General features: G+C 45.2%; 18 protein-coding genes. 10 read left to right on the forward strand and 8 right to left on the reverse strand.

The annotated features are described in order from the left end of the window. The first annotated feature begins 92 nt into the window (after positions 1–92). The 5 genes from ffh (at position 93) to rplS (ending at position 3,707) form a co-directional block, all read left to right on the forward strand. Positions 93–1,487 (forward strand): signal recognition particle protein, encoded by a 1,395-nt coding sequence (gene ffh / locus AB6E78_RS18455; protein WP_010435884.1) that lies wholly within the window; start codon positions 93–95, stop codon positions 1,485–1,487. Between the two features lie 212 nt (positions 1,488–1,699). After that, positions 1,700–1,948 carry a 30S ribosomal protein S16 gene (rpsP, locus tag AB6E78_RS18460; RefSeq protein WP_004410028.1) on the forward strand — a complete coding sequence of 83 codons (249 nt, stop codon included), beginning with the start codon at positions 1,700–1,702 and terminating at the stop codon, positions 1,946–1,948. Between the two features lie 24 nt (positions 1,949–1,972). Continuing rightward, the gene (gene rimM, locus AB6E78_RS18465) at positions 1,973–2,527 is read left to right on the forward strand and encodes a ribosome maturation factor RimM (protein ID WP_017063236.1); all 555 of its coding nucleotides are present in this window, start codon (positions 1,973–1,975) and stop codon (positions 2,525–2,527) included. 26 nt (positions 2,528–2,553) lie between these two features. After that, positions 2,554–3,294 (forward strand): tRNA (guanosine(37)-N1)-methyltransferase TrmD, encoded by a 741-nt coding sequence (trmD, locus tag AB6E78_RS18470; RefSeq protein ID WP_017061056.1) that lies wholly within the window; start codon positions 2,554–2,556, stop codon positions 3,292–3,294. A gap of 59 nt (positions 3,295–3,353) precedes the next feature. Continuing rightward, complete coding sequence (rplS, locus tag AB6E78_RS18475) at positions 3,354–3,707, forward strand: 50S ribosomal protein L19 (RefSeq protein ID WP_004735514.1); 354 nt, start codon at positions 3,354–3,356, stop codon at positions 3,705–3,707. 298 nt (positions 3,708–4,005) lie between these two features. On the opposite strand, the gene yacG is transcribed toward rplS, so the two are convergent. The 8 genes from yacG to nadC all read right to left on the reverse strand — a co-directional run bounded on the left by yacG (position 4,006) and on the right by nadC (position 11,151). Continuing rightward, positions 4,006–4,203 (reverse strand): DNA gyrase inhibitor YacG, encoded by a 198-nt coding sequence (yacG, locus tag AB6E78_RS18480; RefSeq protein WP_010435916.1) that lies wholly within the window; start codon positions 4,201–4,203, stop codon positions 4,006–4,008. Positions 4,204–4,285: 82 nt separating this feature from the next. Further along, positions 4,286–5,026 carry a cell division protein ZapD gene (zapD, locus tag AB6E78_RS18485; protein ID WP_017063237.1) on the reverse strand — a complete coding sequence of 247 codons (741 nt, stop codon included), beginning with the start codon at positions 5,024–5,026 and terminating at the stop codon, positions 4,286–4,288. A 26-nt stretch (positions 5,027–5,052) separates the two neighbouring features. Continuing rightward, positions 5,053–5,667, reverse strand: a complete 615-nt coding sequence (gene coaE, locus AB6E78_RS18490) for a dephospho-CoA kinase (RefSeq protein WP_017058946.1) — start codon at positions 5,665–5,667, stop codon at positions 5,053–5,055. Between the two features lie 2 nt (positions 5,668–5,669). Next, positions 5,670–6,539: an A24 family peptidase gene (locus AB6E78_RS18495; RefSeq protein ID WP_372083296.1), complete on the reverse strand. Its 870-nt coding sequence runs from the start codon at positions 6,537–6,539 to the stop codon at positions 5,670–5,672. Between the two features lie 65 nt (positions 6,540–6,604). Then, a complete protein-coding gene (locus AB6E78_RS18500) occupies positions 6,605–7,834 on the reverse strand; it encodes a type II secretion system F family protein (protein ID WP_017071015.1) in 1,230 nt (409 codons plus the stop codon). Between the two features lie 15 nt (positions 7,835–7,849). Continuing rightward, entirely contained in the window at positions 7,850–9,535 is a 1,686-nt protein-coding gene (gene pilB / locus AB6E78_RS18505) for a type IV-A pilus assembly ATPase PilB (RefSeq protein WP_372134049.1), read from the reverse strand. After that, positions 9,535–10,008 (reverse strand): prepilin-type N-terminal cleavage/methylation domain-containing protein, encoded by a 474-nt coding sequence (locus tag AB6E78_RS18510; RefSeq protein ID WP_016800656.1) that lies wholly within the window; start codon positions 10,006–10,008, stop codon positions 9,535–9,537. The genes pilB and AB6E78_RS18510 overlap by 1 nt, the downstream gene beginning before the upstream one ends. Positions 10,009–10,260: 252 nt before the next feature. Further along, positions 10,261–11,151: a carboxylating nicotinate-nucleotide diphosphorylase gene (gene nadC, locus AB6E78_RS18515; RefSeq protein WP_372111946.1), complete on the reverse strand. Its 891-nt coding sequence runs from the start codon at positions 11,149–11,151 to the stop codon at positions 10,261–10,263. A gap of 83 nt (positions 11,152–11,234) precedes the next feature. On the opposite strand from nadC, the gene ampD reads away from it, so the two are divergent. The 5 genes from ampD (at position 11,235) to lpdA (ending at position 19,436) form a co-directional block, all read left to right on the forward strand. Continuing rightward, complete coding sequence (gene ampD, locus AB6E78_RS18520) at positions 11,235–11,834, forward strand: 1,6-anhydro-N-acetylmuramyl-L-alanine amidase AmpD (protein WP_372111949.1); 600 nt, start codon at positions 11,235–11,237, stop codon at positions 11,832–11,834. Positions 11,835–12,317: 483 nt separating this feature from the next. Beyond that, the gene (gene pdhR / locus AB6E78_RS18525) at positions 12,318–13,079 is read left to right on the forward strand and encodes a pyruvate dehydrogenase complex transcriptional repressor PdhR (RefSeq protein WP_029225519.1); all 762 of its coding nucleotides are present in this window, start codon (positions 12,318–12,320) and stop codon (positions 13,077–13,079) included. A gap of 62 nt (positions 13,080–13,141) precedes the next feature. Next, a complete protein-coding gene (gene aceE, locus AB6E78_RS18530) occupies positions 13,142–15,805 on the forward strand; it encodes a pyruvate dehydrogenase (acetyl-transferring), homodimeric type (protein ID WP_372134048.1) in 2,664 nt (887 codons plus the stop codon). Positions 15,806–15,831: 26 nt separating this feature from the next. After that, a complete protein-coding gene (aceF, locus tag AB6E78_RS18535; protein WP_372111951.1) occupies positions 15,832–17,763 on the forward strand; it encodes a pyruvate dehydrogenase complex dihydrolipoyllysine-residue acetyltransferase in 1,932 nt (643 codons plus the stop codon). Between the two features lie 242 nt (positions 17,764–18,005). Further along, a complete protein-coding gene (gene lpdA / locus AB6E78_RS18540) occupies positions 18,006–19,436 on the forward strand; it encodes a dihydrolipoyl dehydrogenase (protein ID WP_017059440.1) in 1,431 nt (476 codons plus the stop codon). Positions 19,437–19,535: the final 99 nt, after the last annotated feature.

The following is a 19,535-nucleotide window of genomic DNA, read 5'->3' on the forward strand; positions in this document are numbered from 1 at the left end:
ACGGATGATTAACGCTCTACAACGGGTATGACTCTAATCCGCGCTAATGTATACTCACAGTAATAGTCGCAGTTTTGAGCGAAGAGAAAACTATGTTTGATAATTTAACGGATCGTCTATCCAAAACGCTGAAGAACATCAGCGGTAAAGGTCGTCTGACCGAAGACAATATTAAAGAGACGCTGCGTGAAGTACGTATGGCGCTACTTGAAGCTGACGTTGCACTGCCCGTTGTCCGCGATTTTGTTAAGCGCGTAAAAGAAGGCGCTGTGGGTGTTGAGGTTTCTAAATCTCTAACGCCTGGTCAAGAATTCATTAAGATCGTTCAAGCTGAACTTGAAGCGGTGATGGGTGAGTCTAACGAGGCTCTTAACCTAGCAGCGCAGCCGCCAGCCGTTATCTTAATGGCGGGTCTACAAGGTGCGGGTAAAACCACATCGGTAGGTAAGCTATCTAAGCTTCTAACTGAGCGTGACAAGAAGAAAGTCTTGGTTGTGTCTGCCGACGTTTACCGTCCAGCGGCAATCAAACAGCTTGAAACGTTAGCAAGCGATGTTGGCGTAGACTTCTTCCCATCTTCAGCTGATCAAAAACCTCTTGATATTGCAAACGCTGCAATCGACCACGCGAAGAAGAAATTCTACGACGTGCTACTTGTCGATACTGCGGGTCGTTTGGCTATCGATGAAGAGATGATGGGCGAGATCAAAGAGCTTCATACTGCAATTAAACCAGTAGAGACACTGTTCGTTGTTGATGCAATGACAGGTCAAGATGCTGCGAACACTGCAAAAGCCTTTGGTGATGCGCTACCACTAACCGGTGTTATCTTGACGAAAGTTGATGGTGATGCGCGTGGTGGTGCTGCTCTGTCTGTTCGTCATATCACAGGCAAGCCGATTAAATTCTTGGGTGTTGGTGAAAAGACTGACGCACTAGAACCGTTCCACCCAGATCGTGTTGCTTCTCGTATCTTAGGTATGGGCGACGTACTGTCTCTTATTGAAGACCTACAGAAAAACGTTGATACCGAGAAAGCAGAGAAACTGGCTAAGAAGTTCAAAGAGAAGAAAGGCTTTGACCTTGAAGACTTCCGTGAACAACTAGGTCAGATGCAAAACATGGGCGGCATGATGGGCATGATGGATAAGCTTCCAGGCATGTCTCAGCTACCAGATAACGTTAAAGATAAAGTTGATGACAAGATGTTCAAGCAGATGGAAGCGATCATCAACTCTATGACCATGAAAGAGCGTCAACGCCCTGACCTAATCAAAGGCTCTCGCAAAAAGCGTATTGCCGCTGGTTCTGGTACACAGGTACAAGATGTAAACCGTATGCTTAAGCAGTTCACCCAAATGCAGAAGATGATGAAGAAGATGCAGAAAGGTGGCATGAAAGGCATGATGCGCAACATGCAAGGCATGATGGGCGGCGGTGGAGGTATGGGCGGAATGGGTGGTGGCTTTAACCCGTTTGGTCGATAATCTACAAATGTAAGCTTTAGCTACGTTACTTTTCATAGTGTTAGCCGTGTCACAGAAAGTGTACGGCAGCTATGTTGGTGAAAAAATAGCTAAAGCCCTTGCATTGCACCGGAATAAGAGTAAAATTCCGGGGCTTTAATTTGGCACGAGACCCCAAGCTATTTACTTATACTTGGGGTTAATTATTTTATTAAGAAAGCAAAGAGGACGACATGGTAACCATTCGTTTGGCACGTCACGGTGCAAAGAAGCGCCCATTTTATCAAATCGTAGTTGCGGATAGCCGTAACGCTGCAACTGGCCGTTTCATCGAGAAAGTAGGTTTCTTTAACCCTACAGCTCAAGGTCAAGAAGAAGGTCTACGTCTAGACCTAGATCGTGTTAACCACTGGGTTGGTCAAGGCGCATCTCTATCTGATCGTGTAGCTAAGCTAGTTAAAGACGCTCAAAAAGCGGCTTGATTCTTTTTTAAAGAGAAATAGCTTATGTCGATGAAGGGTAAAGAAACTATGAGCGAGCAAAATAATAGAATTGTCATGGGTAAACTTGGGTCTACCTATGGTATTCGTGGCTGGCTCAAAGTGTTCTCCTACACAGACAATGCTGAAAGCATATTTGATTACAGCCCTTGGTATTTAAACCTAAAGGGTAAGTGGGTTGAGTACAAAGTTGAGAGCTGGAAACGTCATGGCCAAGGTTATGTATGTAAGCTAGCGGGATTAGATGTTCGTGAAGACGCGCAACTGATGACTAACTTTGAAATTGCTATTGACCCTGCTTCGTTACCTGAATTGTCAGAAGATGAATTCTACTGGCGCGAATTGTTCGGTATGCAAGTTTTTACCACTAAAGGTTACGACCTTGGTGAGGTCACTGACCTATTAGAAACTGGCTCGAACGATGTTCTAGTAATCAAAGCAAATCTTAAAGATGCTTTTGGCCAAAAGGAACGGTTAGTACCGTACCTTGAAGAGCAAGTGATCAAGAAAGTTGATCGCGAAGCTCGCCGGATCGAAGTTGACTGGGATCCTGGATTCTAACTCCAAATTACAGAGCGAGAGAACACATGTGGGTTGGCATTATTAGCCTTTTTCCTGAAATGTTCCGTTCTGTTACTGATTTTGGAGTAACAGGTCAAGCGGTTAAAAAAGGTCTTTTATCTATTGAGACATGGAATCCTCGTGATTTCACTCATGATAAACATCGCACTGTTGATGACAGACCTTACGGTGGTGGTCCTGGCATGTTAATGATGGTTCAGCCTTTGCGCGACGCTATCACAACGGCCAAGCAAGCAGCACCGGGAAAGACGAAAGTTATCTATCTTTCACCTCAAGGTCGTAAACTCGACCAGAAAGGTGTTGAAGAGCTGGCAACAAACGAGAATTTACTTCTTATTTGTGGTCGCTACGAAGGGGTAGATGAGCGCATCATTCAATCTGAAGTTGACGAAGAATGGTCGATTGGAGATTTTGTGATGACGGGTGGCGAACTGCCAGCCATGACGCTGATTGATTCAGTATCTCGGTTTGTTCCGGGTGTACTTGGAGATTTCGCTTCAGCAGAAGAAGATTCTTTTGCAAATGGTTTGCTAGATTGTCCCCATTATACGCGCCCTGAGGTGCTAGACGATAAAGATGTACCATCGGTACTCAAGTCTGGAAACCATAAGGACATTCGTCGCTGGCGATTAAAACAATCGTTGGGCCGAACTTGGCTAAGAAGACCAGAACTCCTGGAAAACCTAGCTCTGACTGACGAACAGGAACAATTACTGGCTGAATTCATTAAAGAGCAACGCTCTTAACGAAAAGCAAGCAGTAACCTATTAAATTTAGTATCAGTTTATTCTAGGAATTTATACAAATGAGCAACATCATCAAGGCTCTTGAAGAAGAGCAACTAAAATCAGACCTTCCTAAATTCGCACCAGGTGACACTGTTGTAGTTCAGGTTAAGGTAAAAGAAGGTGACCGTGAGCGTCTACAGGCTTTCGAAGGCGTTGTAATCGCTATTCGTAACCGTGGTCTACACTCTGCATTCACAGTTCGTAAGATCTCGAACGGTGAAGGCGTAGAGCGTGCGTTCCAAACTCACTCTCCAATGGTTGATAGCATCGAAGTTAAACGCCGTGGTGCAGTACGTCGTGCCAAGTTGTACTACCTACGTGAGCGTTCTGGTAAGTCAGCTCGTATTAAAGAGAAGCTTACTAAGAAGTAATTCTTTTTGCATTCTATCGATAAAAGCGGAGCCATTTGGCTCCGCTTTTTTGTGTCTGTTATTTGGAGTTTCGCAGGTAAGAGATCCCCAATTAGCTCATTCCTCGCTCTGGAGGATGACGGAACAAACCGAAACTCATATTTAACCGTCATTCCCTAGACTGACGAAGGAAGGAGTAGGGAATCTCTACTAACGCCGTGTTATAGGCAATAAAAAAGGATTGACGTTAAACGCCAACCCTTCAAAATCTACTCGCTACTCGCTACTCGCTACTCGCTACTCGCTACTCGCTACTCGCTTAGTACGGATCTTCCGACCAACCATCGCTATCTGACATATCTGGTGCGCCAGCGATGCTGTTCTCTTCGTCTGCCCATTCACCGAAATCAATCATCTGACATTGCTTGCTGCAAAACGGGCGGTGCGGGCTTTGTTCGCCCCATTCAACGTCAGCATTACATTGAGGGCATTTAACGATGGTGATTTTCTTCGACATAGTGATTCTTAATTTGAAGGTGTAATAATAGTGAGTTTAGGCTCGAGTGAAGACTCAAGCCAAACTAAAAAAAGAAAATTAATTAGGTGCAGATAGCCAATTCAAATTCAATGTCTTGAGTACAGGCTTGCCCTGTTTCAAAGCTCATGAACTTAACAGCAAAGCGGTTCTTGTGACCTGAGATCATCGGGTAGGCACCGTATTGCATTGGAATAGATAGACGAAGGATATTCGCTTCATCGGCATCGCTCTGGAAGAAGCCAGCGCGAGCGATTTGCTCTTTAAAGTGACCAGTCTCTCTGGTGAGCTTCAACCACAGTGTTAGCGCTTCATACAGAGGTTGTAAGCTATCCATCCACGCTTTAGCATCTCTCATTCTCTTATCGAGAGGAAGGTGCAGCCAATAATGCAGTGCCGGTAAATCAAAGCAGCATGAGCCACCTGGAAGATTAAAGCGTTGGCGAATGGCACTCAGGAAGCGGTCTTCCTTAAGTGACTGGCCAAAACGCTCTGCCTGCATCAGATCACGATAGATGTTACCAATGTCATTAAGCAGTGATGTCAGCATCTCTTGATCGACACCTTCAACATCCAACCAACTTTTGTAGGTTACACGTTGCTTCTCAATATCTTTTGCCAGTTCGCTCTTGAGTTGGATCTGTTCGAAGATTTCAATCAGATCAAAGATGGAACGGAAAAAGAGTTGATACTGTTGAGCATCGGAAAATGTAGAAGACAAGTGTAGCTGCCTCAAGAGTGATTCGACTCTTAAGTAGATGCGTGTTTTCTCATTTAGAGGATGTTCAAATTTATGGGTGATCATCGAGCAAACCTTCATTCAACATTGTTCTATTCTGACCCATCTACAGCACTGATTGCCAGATACTTTTGATGTAAATCTGTGATTTGAGGCAAAAGTTCTTGGTTTTTAGTATGGTTTTTAATCACGTCATCTGCAACTGCTAAGCGTTGTTCTCTTGAAGCCTGTGATTTTAAAATTGATGCAACTTGTTCCCTAGAAACATTGTCACGACTCATCGTACGTTCTATTTGAACTTCTGCTGGCACATCAACAATTAATACGCGATCGGCCATGCCTTGCATTTGGTTTTCCACCAATAGCGGTGCAACTAATAAACCATACGGGGATGTGATTTTAGACAGGTCACTGTCAATTTTGTCACGGATCATGGGATGAAGAAGATCATTGAGCCACTGCTTTTCTTTAGGATCTGAGAAGATCAGCTCACGCAGCCTACTTCGGTTGAGTGTTCCATCGTCAAGCAAGATAGACTCACCAAAGTGTTCTGTAATCTGTTTTAAGCCGACACTGCCCAGCGCAACCACTTCACGTGCCACGATATCAGCATCAACAATATCTATATTAAAATGCTCATTGAACAGGTTAGCGACGGTGGTTTTGCCACTGGCGATACCACCGCTTAATCCGATAATGATTGCCATGGTTAAATTCCTAGTACAGAAGTGAAATACCAACCCATGATGTCGTTACCCCACATCAAGCTTACCCAACCTGCAATCGCAAGGTAGGGGCCAAATGGAAAAGCTTTATCTATGCCTTGCTGTTTCAAGCGAAGTTGAATCAAACCAAACACAAGGCCAACCAGCGAAGATAAAAGGATGATCATCGGTAGGTGCTGCCAACCAAGCCATGCGCCAAGCGCAGCCAGGAGTTTGAAGTCACCGTAACCCATGCCTTCTTTGCCTGTCAGTAGTTTGAACAACCAATAAACAGACCACAGCGCTAGGTAGCCAGTCATTGCACCTACAACTGAGTCTTGAAGTGATACTGGGCTGATATTAAACAGTGCTAAAGCGATACCAGACCAAACCAAAGGCAAGGTGATCTGATCAGGCAACAACATAGTATCGAGATCGATAAAGGTCACGGTAATCAGTGCGAAGGTGAAAAAAATCAAAGCAATGGCGTAGTAACTGAAACCAAAGTGGCTAGCAACCATTGTGCAAAGTATTGCGGTAAGCAGTTCGACCAAAGGGTAGCGAGCACTGATTGGATTAGCGCAGCTGTGGCACTTACCCTTTAAGAGCAACCAGCTTAACACTGGGATATTGTCGACGATTCTTAATTGGGTTTTGCATTTCGGGCAGGTTGAACGAGGAATGCTGAGATTGAACTTTCCCTCTGGCGCTGGAATTTTATATTGAGAGAAATATTCCGAGCACTCTTGTTGCCATTCGCGTTCCATCATAATCGGTAAACGGTGTATGACTACGTTGAGGAAGCTGCCGATAAGAAGGCTAAAAATGAAAGCTAATACGGGGAATAGCCAAGGATAGTAGTGAAATACTTCCATAGTGTCCTTTACCACTTAATCAAGGTGAGCAGAGATTGCTGCTCATGGGTGTTTAGTTGCTTTAACTATCCTAACACACTCATAAGATTAAAGATCGGTAAGTACATCGCAACCACAAGCCCGCCAACGACAGTGCCTAAAAACACGATGATCAGTGGCTCTAGAATCTTGCCCAAATTGTCGACGGTGTTGTCTACTTCAAACTCGTAAATCGAGGCTACTTTATTGAGCATATCATCAAGGTTTCCTGACTCTTCACCGATCATCACCATCTGTAACACCATTTCAGGGAAGGCGTTGGTATTGCGCATTGCGATATACATTGGCATGCCAGCAGCCGTTTCTCGGTGAACCTCGATGATGGCCGACTCATAATGCAGGTTGCCTGCGGTTTTGGCTGTGGTCTTGAGGCTCATTAAAATCGGAATGCCAGAACTAAAGCTGGTCGATAAGGTTCGGCTGAATTTGGCAATGGAGGCTTTGGCTAATACGCCGCCGAGAACAGGAAAGCGTAATCCTAGCCGACTAACAGACAGTCTGATCGAGTGGGAACGCTGACACAGTTGGTAAATAATCAGGAAAACAAGCCCGATGCCTACAGCCGTATAAAAACTGTAAGCCTGCATCCAATGGGAAAGGTAGAGTACTTGTTGGGTGAACCAAGGCAGGTCGGCGCCAAAGCCTGAAAACATCGACTCAAACTCTGGAATCACCATGGTCAGCATTAAATAAGAAACGGTCAGTGCAACGGTGACCACCATCGCGGGGTAGATGAGTGCTTTGACGACTTTGGACTTTAACTGCTCGCTCTTTTCTCTATAGGTCGCCAAACGTTCGAACACTTGTGCTAGGTTACCGGAGAGCTCGCCTGTGGCGACCAAATCAGTGTATAGGTCATCAAAGTGACGGCTTGCGGTTCGCATTGCTTTTGAGATTGGCGTTCCGGCTTCTACACCTTTGCAGATATGCGATAGAATCGATTTCATTTCAGCTTTGCGGTGATTGTCCGACACCAACTTGATGGCTTGTACGATAGGCACACCAGTGGCCAGCATGGTAGCAAGCTGCCGAGTCAAAATAGTGATGTCTTTGGCTTTTACTCTATGGGTTAAACGAGTGACGGCTGAAATACTTTTCTTTTTGATTTTCTTAATCTGAATATGCTGTTCTTTGAGCTTTTCTCGTACTTCCAATTCAGTGAGCGCTAAGGTTTGCCCAGACACTTTCTTGCCTGAGCTGTTAATGCCTTTCCAGTGATAGCTTTTTAGTTGTGATTGTTTGGATTTGCTACTCATTGGTGCTCCATGGGTTTATATGTACAGAACACGTTGCAGCTCTTGATAGCTGGTGGTGCCTTCAAGCAATTTATCTAACCCTGACTCTTGCAGAGTTCTCATGCCTTCTCGACGAGCCAAGTTTTCAATGGCTAACGCGTTAGGTTTGTCGATTAGGCTGCTTTTCAGTTGATCGCTAAACGGCATCACTTCATAGATACCCACTCGCCCCGAATAACCTTGGTTACACTCATTACACCCTTGGGGATTAGCTTTGTAGATGGTTTGGCTGTTAGGAATCGAGTGACGCAGAAATATGTCCGGTGAATCGTCAGTTTCTTTGCAGTGGTCACATAAGCGTCTCGCAAGACGTTGAGCAATGATCAAGCTTAAGGACGAAGCAAGATTAAAGGGTTCTATCCCCATATGAGCAAGCCGGGTCACGGTTTCTGCGGCGGAATTAGTGTGCAGTGTCGAAAGCACTAAGTGACCGGTTTGCGATGCTTTGATCGCGATCTCTGCGGTTTCCAAGTCGCGGATCTCTCCAACCATCACGATGTCTGGGTCTTGTCGTAAAAACGATCGTAGTGCCTCGGCGAAACCAAAGCCAATCTTAGGCGTCACCTGTACTTGATTGATACCACACAGGTTAATCTCTACAGGGTCTTCAGCTGTTGAGATGTTGCGTTCAGAGGTGTTGAGTACTCGAAGTCCAGTATAAAGAGAAACCGTTTTACCGCTGCCGGTTGGCCCGGTCATTAAGATCATCCCTTGTGGGCGCTTTAGTGCATTGAGGTAGAGGGCTTTTTGAGCCTCGCTGTAACCGAGCTTGTCGATATCGAGATTGGCCGCACTGCTATCAAGCAATCGCAGTACGATCTTCTCGCCCCATAATGTAGGCAGCGTTGATACGCGCATATCAATTGCCAGTTCGTCATTTAAACGCAGTTTGATACGGCCATCTTGAGGTAAGCGACGTTCGGCAATATCGAGTTTAGCGAGGATCTTTAAGCGAGCTGACAGACGACGGCTTAAATGAGAGGCGGGCTGTTGGATTTCAACCAATATGCCATCACAACGCAGGCGCACACGGAAGTGTTCGTCATAAGGTTCGAAGTGGATGTCCGATGCGCCTTTACGTACCGCATCAACCAAGATCTGATTGATAAAGCGGCTGACAGGAGAGTCATCTTGGCTGAGATCTTCAATCGGCGTTATTTCGTCGTCAGATACCTTCACGAGGTTAGCTAACTCATCTTGGGTGATCTCTTTACGCTTAGAATCTTGCCCGGAAATAGAGCGGCCATACAGCTTGCGTATCGCACCTTCTAATTCAGAGTAATTAGCAACAACCAATTCAATCTGTAATCCGGTTGCGAATCGAAAGTCATCTTCAGCCTGTAAATTCGTAGGGTCGGCAGAAGCGAGTGTGAGAGTTGAGCTAGAAACTGAAATTGGAATAGCACGATACTTGGTAATTAGTTCACGAAGTCCTAATTGTTCACACAGGGATTCGTAGTCAGTATTGGCTAATCGTACTAACGGTAAGCCGAAGATGGTTTTAATGTTGTTTGCTAAGGAATCGCTGCTGAAGAAATTCAGAGCGAGTAAAGCTTCAGGTGTAGATATACCTGAAGCTTCCACATGTTCCGCAACAGCTTGTTCCTGAGTCAGGCTAAGTAAGCCAGCCTGACGGAGAACGGTTGGGAGGTTGGTTAACATTATGGGCAGTAGGTCTCTTGTTGATTGTTCAATGCTGCGTCTGTATAACACTTACTCTCCCACGTGATGCCATTTGTAGTATACGTTGCTGTCATTACGTAAGTTTCATTTGCAGCAATAGGCCCTTTGATTGCAGTCGCTTTGACTCTTACATCTACAGCTCCTGAACTGGTGCCTCCAATAGCTAATATGTTCATACTGTTAAGGTCAAATGCTGCGGGAATATTGTCGGTAGTACTTACACAATTTGTTTTAAATGTATCACCATCCGAAGCACTTTCATGTGCACATAATTCAACAGCCATTTTTACAGCAGCGGCTGCTTTCGGAAATTCGGATAGAGTCGCTTTTTTCGTGTAATCTTGATAAGCAGGAACAGCAAACGCCGATAAGATCCCAATAATCGCCACTACAATCATCAATTCAATCAGCGTAAAGCCTTTCTGATTTGTTCTTTTACTTTTGTTATTCATTGTTCTATTCCATTGTTTAGTTTATTTCAGTGCAGGCACTGGTTGATTGACAGAATAGAAGTCGGAATAGGGAAGTGGAATGAGATTCAGGTGTGGTCGCGAGTGGTTTTGTATTTATTAGTGTGGTGTTTCATATAGCGCGCAAATTTATGCGATCAGCTTAAATAACTGCTTGAAATACTGATAATTCAGGCAATAAAAAGGCACCGTTATCAACAGTGCCTTTACGGAAATTATTTATTATTCCGTCAATTACGCTTTGAATCTCATTGATAGGTCCATTGCTTTTAGGTGCTTAGTTAATGCGCCTACCGAGATGTAATCAACACCCGTTTCAGCGAACTCAGCAATGGTATCTAGAGTCACGTTGCCAGAGTTTTCTAGTGCTGCACGTCCTGCGTTGATTTTCACAGCTTCGCGCATCATGTCTGTGGTGAAGTTATCTAGCATGATGATGTCTGCGCCAGCGCTGATCGCTTGCTCTAGCTCTTCTAGGCTCTCAGTTTCCACTTCTACAGGCTTACCCGGGTTTAGCTCTTTTGCTGTTGAAATAGCTTTCTCAATACCACCACAAGCGATGATGTGGTTTTCTTTGATTAGGTAAGCATCGAAAACCCCAATACGGTGGTTGAAACCGCCGCCACAAGCGACTGCGTATTTTAGTGCGCTGCGCAGGCCAGGAATCGTTTTACGAGTATCTAACAAGCGGCACTCTGTGTGTTTGATTTTGTCTGCATAGATAGCCGTAGTAGTCGCACAACCAGATAGCGTTTGAATGAAGTTCATTGCATTGCGCTCACCCGTTAATAGCGCGCGTGCTGGACCTGTTAAGGTACAAAGTGTTTGGTTTGGTTCAACCTTGTCGCCATCTTCTACGTTCCACTCGATAGTCACTTCACCGCCCAGTTGCTTAAACACTTCATCAGCCCAAGCTTTACCACAGAATACGCCGTGCTCACGGGTAATGATGGTTGCACTGTTGACTGCGTCTGCAGGGATTAGACTTGCCGTAATATCAGCCGCTGGATCTAACGTTCCACCTAGATCTTCTTTGATGGTCTCAGCGACTGCACGAGTGATCTCTAGAGGCAGTTGCTCTTTTAAGTAGTCAAGGCGTTGGTGGCTGTTATGTGTGTTTTTCATCGCAAATCTAATCTTGAAAGGGAGTGGGAATGGAATGATACTCTTGCTTAACTTCAAATTAAAGAGGCTAGCGCGACTGCTCTATGGGCAAGGTCACATCTTATTGTGCTAGCAGAAACGAAAGTGAGACCAAGATGACGATCAGCTCTAACGGATGGTACGACAACGCTCGGCATGTTCCTTCCCCGTATTTTGATGCTCGACCGAGTGCCGACGATATCTCTCTGCTGGTGGTTCACAACATTAGTTTACCTCCGGGTCAATTTGGTGGGCCTTACATCGAACAGTTTTTTACGGGCAAACTCGACCCGAAGGAATATCCATTTTTTAAGGTGATTCACCAAATGGGCGTATCAGCGCACTGTTTGATTCGTCGCGATGGGGAAGTGGTGCAGTTCGTTTCGTTTCTTGACCGAGCTTGGCATGCTGGCCAGTCGAGCTTTGCAGGGCGTGAAAGGTGCAATGACTATTCGATTGGTATTGAACTGGAAGGTAGTGACTTTGTAGCTTATACCGAGCAGCAATACCAATCTTTGGCTCAATTAACGGAGACATTGGTGTCGAACTTCCCGCAGATTACGCGTCAGCGTATCACTGGCCATCAATACATCGCCCCGCTACGAAAGACTGACCCCGGTTTGGTTTTTGATTGGAAGAAATATCAAGGCCAACTGAGTTTCTAAATCCGAATTCACAACAAGACTCTGCTCATTGAAGGGCTCTAGATAATCAACGATGAGCATAATTGTTTGTGAATTTTTGTTGTGCTTTTGTAAAGGAAGTGGTCGGACGGGGAGCATCAATAAATCGAGAGTGTGACGAGCTTATCAAACACTCATTTATTAAAACTTATGAACAGAATTTCCACCCTAAATGTGCGCTTGGTTCGATTTTTAAACGAGTGACGCTAATCTTTCTGAAACAATTCATTTTTATCCTGAAACTTTCTAGCACGAACACTCCCCAAAAGTATTACCCCTGTAAATGGTAAGACCAATTTGGTTGCTGTTTTAAATTTCATTTGTTAAATCATGGTTAATTCACGCTGTGTTCTATGATGCAGGTCAATTTTAGGCTGGACAGTGGCGTTTTAATTATGTTAATTTCTGCCCAACTTAAAATTGGTATTACCAATTGTCAGCGAAGAAAAAGAAGAACAACAAACTATGGCTTATCAAAGGATTCGTCAGCCAAAACTCTCCGATGTTATCGAACAAGAGTTAGAAAGGTTGATAGTGGAAGGAACACTGGCTCCAGGGCAGCAGCTGCCGCCTGAGCGCGAACTGGCGAAACAGTTCGATGTGTCTCGTCCTTCGATCCGAGAAGCGATACAACGTTTAGAAGCAAAACGCTTGCTTACTCGCCGTCAAGGTGGAGGTACGTTTGTTAGCGAAAATATCTGGAAAAGCTTTTCAGATCCTTTGCTTAATTTGTTGTCGTCCCATTCTGAAACCCAACTAGACTTGTTGGAATCGCGTCATGCGATGGAAGGGATTTCGGCTTACTTCGCGGCATTGCGTGGCACTGATGAAGACTTTGCTCGAATTCAAGCATGCCAAGAAAAAATTCGCGGTGCGCAAGATAAGGGTGATATTGAAGCCGAATCTGCAGCAGTGATGGCTTTTCTTATTGCTTTAACAGAGGCAGCGCACAATGTGGTGTTATTGCACATTGTTCGTAGCTTGGCTCCGTTACTCGAACAAAACGTCTTAGAAAATTTAAAGCTGTTGCATCGTCGTAAAGACGTTGTGGAGAAAGTGAGTATACATCGAGCTAACATTGTGGATGCGATCGTTTCAGGACAGCCAGAACAGGCACGTGAAATGTCACACTCTCATTTAGCTTACATCGAAGAAACATTGCTGGATTTGACGAAGGAAGAGTCGCGCCGCGAACGTTCTCTACGTCGAATTCAACAGGGTAAATAGCCGTAATACTTCGGCTTTTTACGTGTTTAGTAGAATCCAACTAACAAAAAGGATAGATCGCCATGTCTGACATGAAGCATGACGTTGATGCTCTGGAAACTCAAGATTGGTTAGAAGCTCTTGAGTCAGTAGTACGTGAAGAAGGTGTAGAACGTGCACAGTTTTTACTAGAACAAGTTCTAGATAAAGCACGTTTAGATGGTGTTGATATGGCTACAGGCATCAACACAAACTACATCAACACAATTCCAGCAGCACAAGAGCCAGCTTACCCTGGTGACGTAACTCTTGAGCGTCGTATTCGTTCGATTATTCGCTGGAACGCAATCATGATCGTATTGCGTGCTTCTAAGAAAGACCTAGACCTTGGTGGTCACATGGCTTCTTACCAGTCAGCAGCAGCGTTCTACGAAGTATGTTTCAACCACTTCTTCCGTGCTCCAAACGAGACAGACGGTGGCGATCTAGTTTACTACCAAGGTCACATCTCTCCAGGTATCTACTCTCGTGCATTCGTTGAAGGTCGTCTAACTGAAGAACAGCTAGATAACTTCCGTCAAGAAGTTGATGGTAAAGGTATCCCTTCTTACCCGCACCCGAAACTGATGCCTGAGTTCTGGCAGTTCCCGACAGTATCTATGGGTCTTGGCCCTATCTCTGCTATCTACCAAGCGCGCTTCCTTAAGTACCTTGACGGCCGTGGCCTGAAAGAAACTTCAGCGCAACGCGTATACGCGTTCCTAGGTGACGGTGAGATGGATGAGCCAGAATCACGTGGTGCTATCTCTTTCGCTGCGCGTGAGAAGCTAGACAACCTATGTTTCCTAATCAACTGTAACCTACAGCGTCTAGACGGCCCTGTAATGGGTAACGGTAGCATCATCCAAGAACTTGAAGGCCTATTCAAAGGTGCAGGTTGGAACGTTGTTAAAGTTATCTGGGGTAGCAACTGGGATTCTCTACTAGCTAAAGACACTACTGGTAAGCTTCTTCAACTAATGAACGAAACTATCGATGGTGACTACCAAACATTCAAATCTAAAGATGGCGCATACGTACGTGAGCACTTCTTTGGTAAGTACCCAGAAACAGCTGCACTAGTTGCAGACATGACTGATGACGAAATCTTCGCTCTTAAGCGTGGTGGTCACGATTCTTCTAAACTGTTTGCTGCATTCAACAATGCTAAAGAGACAAACGGTAAGCCAACTGTAATCCTAGCTAAGACTGTTAAAGGTTACGGCATGGGTGATGCAGCTGAAGGTAAGAACATTGCACACGGTGTTAAGAAAATGGACATGACTCATGTTCAACACCTACGTGATCGCCTAGGCCTAGAAGACATCCTTTCAGATGAGAAGATCGCTGAACTTCCTTACCTGAAATTGGAAGAAGGTACGCTTGAGTACGAATACATGCACGCTCGTCGTAACGCTCTACACGGTTACACACCTGCACGTCTTCCTAAGTTTACTCAAGAGTTCAAGGTTCCTGAGCTAGACGCATTCGCACCTCTACTAGGTGAACAGAAGCGTGATATCTCTACAACTATGGCTTATGTACGTACGCTAAACATCCTTCTTAAAGATAAGAACATTGGTAAGAACATCGTTCCTATCATCTGTGATGAAGCTCGTACATTCGGTATGGAAGGTCTATTCCGTCAGGTTGGTATCTACAACCCACACGGTCAAGAATACACACCTGAAGATAAAGGCATCGTTTCTTACTACAAAGAAGCAACGTCTGGTCAAGTTCTTCAAGAAGGTATCAACGAACTAGGTTCTATGGCTTCATGGGTTGCTGCTGCAACTTCATACAGCACAAACGATCTACCGATGATCCCGTTCTACATCTACTACTCAATGTTCGGTTTCCAACGTATTGGTGACATGGCATGGCTAGCAGGCGACCAACAAGCTCGTGGCTTCCTACTAGGTGCTACTGCAGGTCGTACAACACTGAACGGTGAAGGTCTACAGCACGAAGATGGTCACTCGCACATCCAAGCGAACACTATCCCGAACTGTATCTCTTACGACCCAACGTTTGCTTACGAGCTAGCGGTAATCATGCAAGACGGTATCCGTCGCATGTACGGTCCTGAGCAAGAGAACGTTTACTACTACCTAACAGTAATGAACGAGAACTACGCAATGCCAGCAATGCCAGAAGGCGCTGAAGAAGGCATCCGTAAAGGTATCTACAAGCTTGAATCTCACGCTGGTGCTAAGGGCAAAGTTCAACTAATGAGCTCTGGTACTATCATGAACGAAGCGCGTAAAGCGGCTGAAATTCTAAGCGAAGAGTACGGCGTAGCATCTGACGTATTCTCTGTAACGTCGTTCAACGAACTAACTCGTGACGGCCAAGCGGTAGAGCGTGACAACATGCTTCACCCAGAAGCTGAAGAGAAAGTACCGTACATCACGACTGTTCTTGGTAAAGAACCTGCAATCGCAGTGACTGACTACATGAAGAACTACGCTGAGCAAGTACGTGCGTACATGCCAACTGAGTCTTACAAAGTACTTGGTACAGATGGTTTCGGCCGTTCTGACAGCCGTGCAAACCTACGTCGTCACTTCGAAGTTAACGCTGGCTACATTGTAGTTGCAGCTCTAACTGAACTGGCTAAACGTGGTGACATCGAGAAATCTGTAGTTGTTGAAGCAATTGCTAAATTCGATATCGACACTGAAAAAACTAACCCGCAATACGCATAAGACTGGCATTAAGGTAGGTAAATACAATGACAATCGAAATTAATGTACCAGACATCGGTGCTGACGAGGTTGAAGTAACTGAGATTCTTGTAAACGTTGGCGACAAGGTTGAAGAAGAGCAGTCACTGATCACTGTTGAAGGCGACAAAGCTTCAATGGAAGTTCCTGCGTCTCAAGCGGGTATCGTTAAAGAAATCAAAGTAGCGGAAGGCGATTCTGTTTCTACTGGTTCTCTTATCATGATCTTTGAAGAGGCAGGCTCTCCTGCGGAAGGTGCTGCAGCAGCACCGGCTGCGCCAGCAGTTGAAGCGGCGGCACCAGTTGCTGCAGCTCCTGCAGCGGCAGCTGAGCTTAAAGAAGTTCACGTACCAGATATCGGCGGTGATGAAGTTGAAGTAACTGAAATTATGGTTGCTATCGGTGACGCAGTAGAAGAAGAGCAATCTCTTCTTACTGTTGAAGGCGACAAGGCTTCAATGGAAGTTCCTGCACCATTCGCTGGTATCGTTAAAGAAATCAAGATCGCTTCTGGTGATTCAGTTTCTACTGGTTCTCTAGTAATGATTTTCTCTGTAGAAACAGGTGAAGTAGCGGGCTCTGGCGCTCCAGTTGCAGCAGCTCCTGCTCCAGCGGCTGCACCAGTTGCAGCGGCTCCAGCAGCATCAGCTGAAAAAGAAGTAAACGTTCCTGATATCGGTGGTGACGAAGTAGAAGTTACTGAAATCATGGTAGCGGTTGGCGATACAGTAGAAGAAGAGCAATCTCTAATTACTGTTGAAGGCGACAAAGCTTCAATGGAAGTTCCTGCACCATTCGCTGGTACAGTAAAAGAGATCAAGATTGCAGCTGGCGACAAAGTGTCAACTGGCTCTCTAATCATGACTTTCGTCGTGGCCGGCACTCCGGTTGAAGGCGCAGCTCTTGCTCCTGTTGCAGCACCTGCACAAGCAGCAGCTCCAGCGGCGGCACCTGCTCCTAAAGCAGAAGCACCTGCAGCAGCAGCTGGCGACTTCCAAGAGAACGGTGACTACGCGCACGCTTCTCCAGTAGTTCGTCGTCTAGCTCGTGAATTTGGCGTTAACCTTTCTAAGGTTAAAGGTACTGGTCGTAAGAGCCGTATCCTTAAAGAAGACGTTCAGTCTTACGTTAAAGATGCACTTAAGCGTCTTGAGTCTGGTGCAGCTGCATCTGGCAAAGGCGGCGACGGTTCTGCTCTTGGTCTACTACCATGGCCAAAAGTTGACTTCAGCAAGTTCGGCGAAACTGAAGTTCAGAAGCTTTCTAAGATTAAGAAGATCTCTGGTGCTAACCTGCACCGTAACTGGGTAATGATCCCTCACGTTACACAATGGGACAACGCAGACATCACTGAGCTAGAAGCATTCCGTAAAGAACAGAACGCAATCGAAGCGAAGAAAGACACTGGCATGAAGATCACTCCACTTGTGTTCATCATGAAAGCTGTTGCTAAAGCGCTAGAAGCATTCCCAGCGTTTAACTCTTCTCTTTCTGAAGATGGCGAAAGCATCATTCTTAAGAAGTATGTAAACGTGGGTATCGCTGTTGATACACCAAACGGTCTAGTTGTTCCTGTCTTCAAAGACGTGAACAAGAAAGGCATTTACGAGCTATCTGAAGAGCTAATGGCTGTTTCTAAGAAAGCACGTTCTGGTAAGCTAACAGCGGCAGACATGCAAGGCGGTTGTTTCACAATCTCTAGCCTTGGTGGTATTGGCGGTACTGCATTTACTCCAATCGTAAATGCTCCAGAAGTAGGTATCCTAGGTGTATCTAAGTCTGAAATTAAGCCAGTTTGGAATGGTAAAGAGTTCCAACCACGTCTACAGCTTCCACTGTCTCTATCATACGACCACCGTGTGATCGATGGTGCTGAAGGTGCACGCTTCATTACTTTCCTAAACAGCGCACTATCTGACATTCGTCGTCTAGTACTGTAATTGAGAAAGTAATTATTAAGGTGACTTTCGGGTCACCTTAATTCTTTATATAAAGACTATTTTTAGAGAACAGTTTCCTGCATTTCTCATAATCTGATGGGGAATTGTTGTCTAGCTCACAGGCTAACTTAAAGCTACTTTCACACTGTTAACATCTCTGTAAAATGTTTCCTGTTTGAAAGCCCAATAATTTTAAGAACATCTACTCAGCCTGTTAGGGATAATGACTACAAGAGGTCACAATGAGCAAAGAAATTAAAGCCCAAGTTGTTGTACTTGGTTCAGGTCCTGCTGGTTACTCAGCGGCATTCCGTTGTGCGGATTTAGGTCTAGAAACAGTACTAGTTGAACGTTACAGCACTCTTGGTGGTGTATGTCTAAACGTTGGTTGTATTCCATCAAAAGCACTTCTTCACGTTTCTAAAGTAATCGAAGAAGCTAAAGCGATGGCAGAGCACGGCGTTGTATTCGGCGAGCCACAAACGGACATCAACAAGATCCGTATCTGGAAAGAAAAAGTAGTTGATCAACTAACTGGCGGTCTTGGCGGTATGGCTAAGATGCGTAACGTTACTGTTGTTAACGGTTTCGGTAAGTTCACTGGTCCTAACAGCATTCTTGTTGAAGGCGAAGGCGAAGCAACAACTGTTAACTTCGACAACGCAATCATTGCTGCGGGTTCTCGCCCAATCAAACTTCCTTTCATCCCACATGAAGACCCACGTATTTGGGATTCTACGGATGCACTAGAACTAAACGAAGTACCTGAAAAACTGCTTATCATGGGCGGCGGTATCATCGGTCTTGAGATGGGTACGGTTTACCACTCTCTAGGTTCTAAAGTTGAAGTTGTAGAGATGTTCGATCAAGTTATCCCTGCTGCGGATAAAGACATCGTTAAAGTTTTCACTAAGCGCATTAAGAACAAGTTCAAGCTAATGCTTGAAACTAAAGTGACTGCTGTTGAAGCAAAAGAAGACGGTATCTACGTTTCAATGGAAGGCAAAAAAGCACCAGCTGAAGCTGAACGCTACGATGCTGTTCTTGTTGCTATCGGTCGTGTTCCAAACGGTGCACTTATCGACGCTGAAAAAGCGGGTATCGAAGTTGATGAGCGTGGTTTCATCAATGTTGATAAGCAAATGCGTACTAACGTTCCTCACATCCACGCGATCGGTGATGTTGTTGGTCAACCAATGCTTGCTCACAAAGGTGTGCATGAAGGTCACGTAGCTGCTGAAGTTATCTCTGGTAAGAAGCACTACTTCGACCCTAAAGTAATCCCATCAATTGCGTACACTGAGCCAGAAGTTGCTTGGGTAGGTAAGACTGAGAAAGAAGCGAAAGCTGAAGGCATCAATTACGAAGTTGCTACTTTCCCTTGGGCTGCTTCTGGTCGTGCAATCGCTTCTGACTGTGCAGACGGCGTGACTAAGATGATCTTCGATAAAGATACTCATCGCGTAATCGGTGGTGCTGTTGTTGGTACTAACGGTGGTGAACTTCTTGGCGAAATCGGCCTAGCAATCGAAATGGGTTGTGATGCAGAAGATATCGCTCTTACTATCCACGCTCACCCAACTCTACACGAGTCTGTTGGTCTAGCTGCGGAAGTATTCGAAGGTTCAATCACTGACCTTCCAAACAAAAAAGCAGTGAAAAAGAAGAAGTAATTCTTTCTTAGTCACTCGCTAATGTTTTTAAAAGCCGCTGATTTGTGAACTGACCCCCAATAGTTGGACACCAATTATTGGGGGTCTTTTTATGTCCAA

The organism is Vibrio sp. 10N.247.310.98, assembly GCF_041467395.1.
Classification (GTDB): domain Bacteria; phylum Pseudomonadota; class Gammaproteobacteria; order Enterobacterales; family Vibrionaceae; genus Vibrio; species Vibrio crassostreae_C.

Coding starts and splice junctions, on each gene's coding strand:
- ffh (WP_010435884.1), top strand. CDS start 93: ATGTTTGATAATTTAACGGATCGTCTATCCAAAACGCTGAAGAACATC.
- rpsP (WP_004410028.1), top strand. CDS start 1,700: ATGGTAACCATTCGTTTGGCACGTCACGGTGCAAAGAAGCGCCCATTT.
- rimM (WP_017063236.1), top strand. CDS start 1,973: ATGTCGATGAAGGGTAAAGAAACTATGAGCGAGCAAAATAATAGAATT.
- trmD (WP_017061056.1), top strand. CDS start 2,554: ATGTGGGTTGGCATTATTAGCCTTTTTCCTGAAATGTTCCGTTCTGTT.
- rplS (WP_004735514.1), top strand. CDS start 3,354: ATGAGCAACATCATCAAGGCTCTTGAAGAAGAGCAACTAAAATCAGAC.
- yacG (WP_010435916.1), bottom strand. CDS start 4,203: ATGTCGAAGAAAATCACCATCGTTAAATGCCCTCAATGTAATGCTGAC.
- zapD (WP_017063237.1), bottom strand. CDS start 5,026: ATGATCACCCATAAATTTGAACATCCTCTAAATGAGAAAACACGCATC.
- coaE (WP_017058946.1), bottom strand. CDS start 5,667: ATGGCAATCATTATCGGATTAAGCGGTGGTATCGCCAGTGGCAAAACC.
- AB6E78_RS18495 (WP_372083296.1), bottom strand. CDS start 6,539: ATGGAAGTATTTCACTACTATCCTTGGCTATTCCCCGTATTAGCTTTC.
- AB6E78_RS18500 (WP_017071015.1), bottom strand. CDS start 7,834: ATGAGTAGCAAATCCAAACAATCACAACTAAAAAGCTATCACTGGAAA.
- pilB (WP_372134049.1), bottom strand. CDS start 9,535: ATGTTAACCAACCTCCCAACCGTTCTCCGTCAGGCTGGCTTACTTAGC.
- AB6E78_RS18510 (WP_016800656.1), bottom strand. CDS start 10,008: ATGAATAACAAAAGTAAAAGAACAAATCAGAAAGGCTTTACGCTGATT.
- nadC (WP_372111946.1), bottom strand. CDS start 11,151: ATGAAAAACACACATAACAGCCACCAACGCCTTGACTACTTAAAAGAG.
- ampD (WP_372111949.1), top strand. CDS start 11,235: ATGGGCAAGGTCACATCTTATTGTGCTAGCAGAAACGAAAGTGAGACC.
- pdhR (WP_029225519.1), top strand. CDS start 12,318: ATGGCTTATCAAAGGATTCGTCAGCCAAAACTCTCCGATGTTATCGAA.
- aceE (WP_372134048.1), top strand. CDS start 13,142: ATGTCTGACATGAAGCATGACGTTGATGCTCTGGAAACTCAAGATTGG.
- aceF (WP_372111951.1), top strand. CDS start 15,832: ATGACAATCGAAATTAATGTACCAGACATCGGTGCTGACGAGGTTGAA.
- lpdA (WP_017059440.1), top strand. CDS start 18,006: ATGAGCAAAGAAATTAAAGCCCAAGTTGTTGTACTTGGTTCAGGTCCT.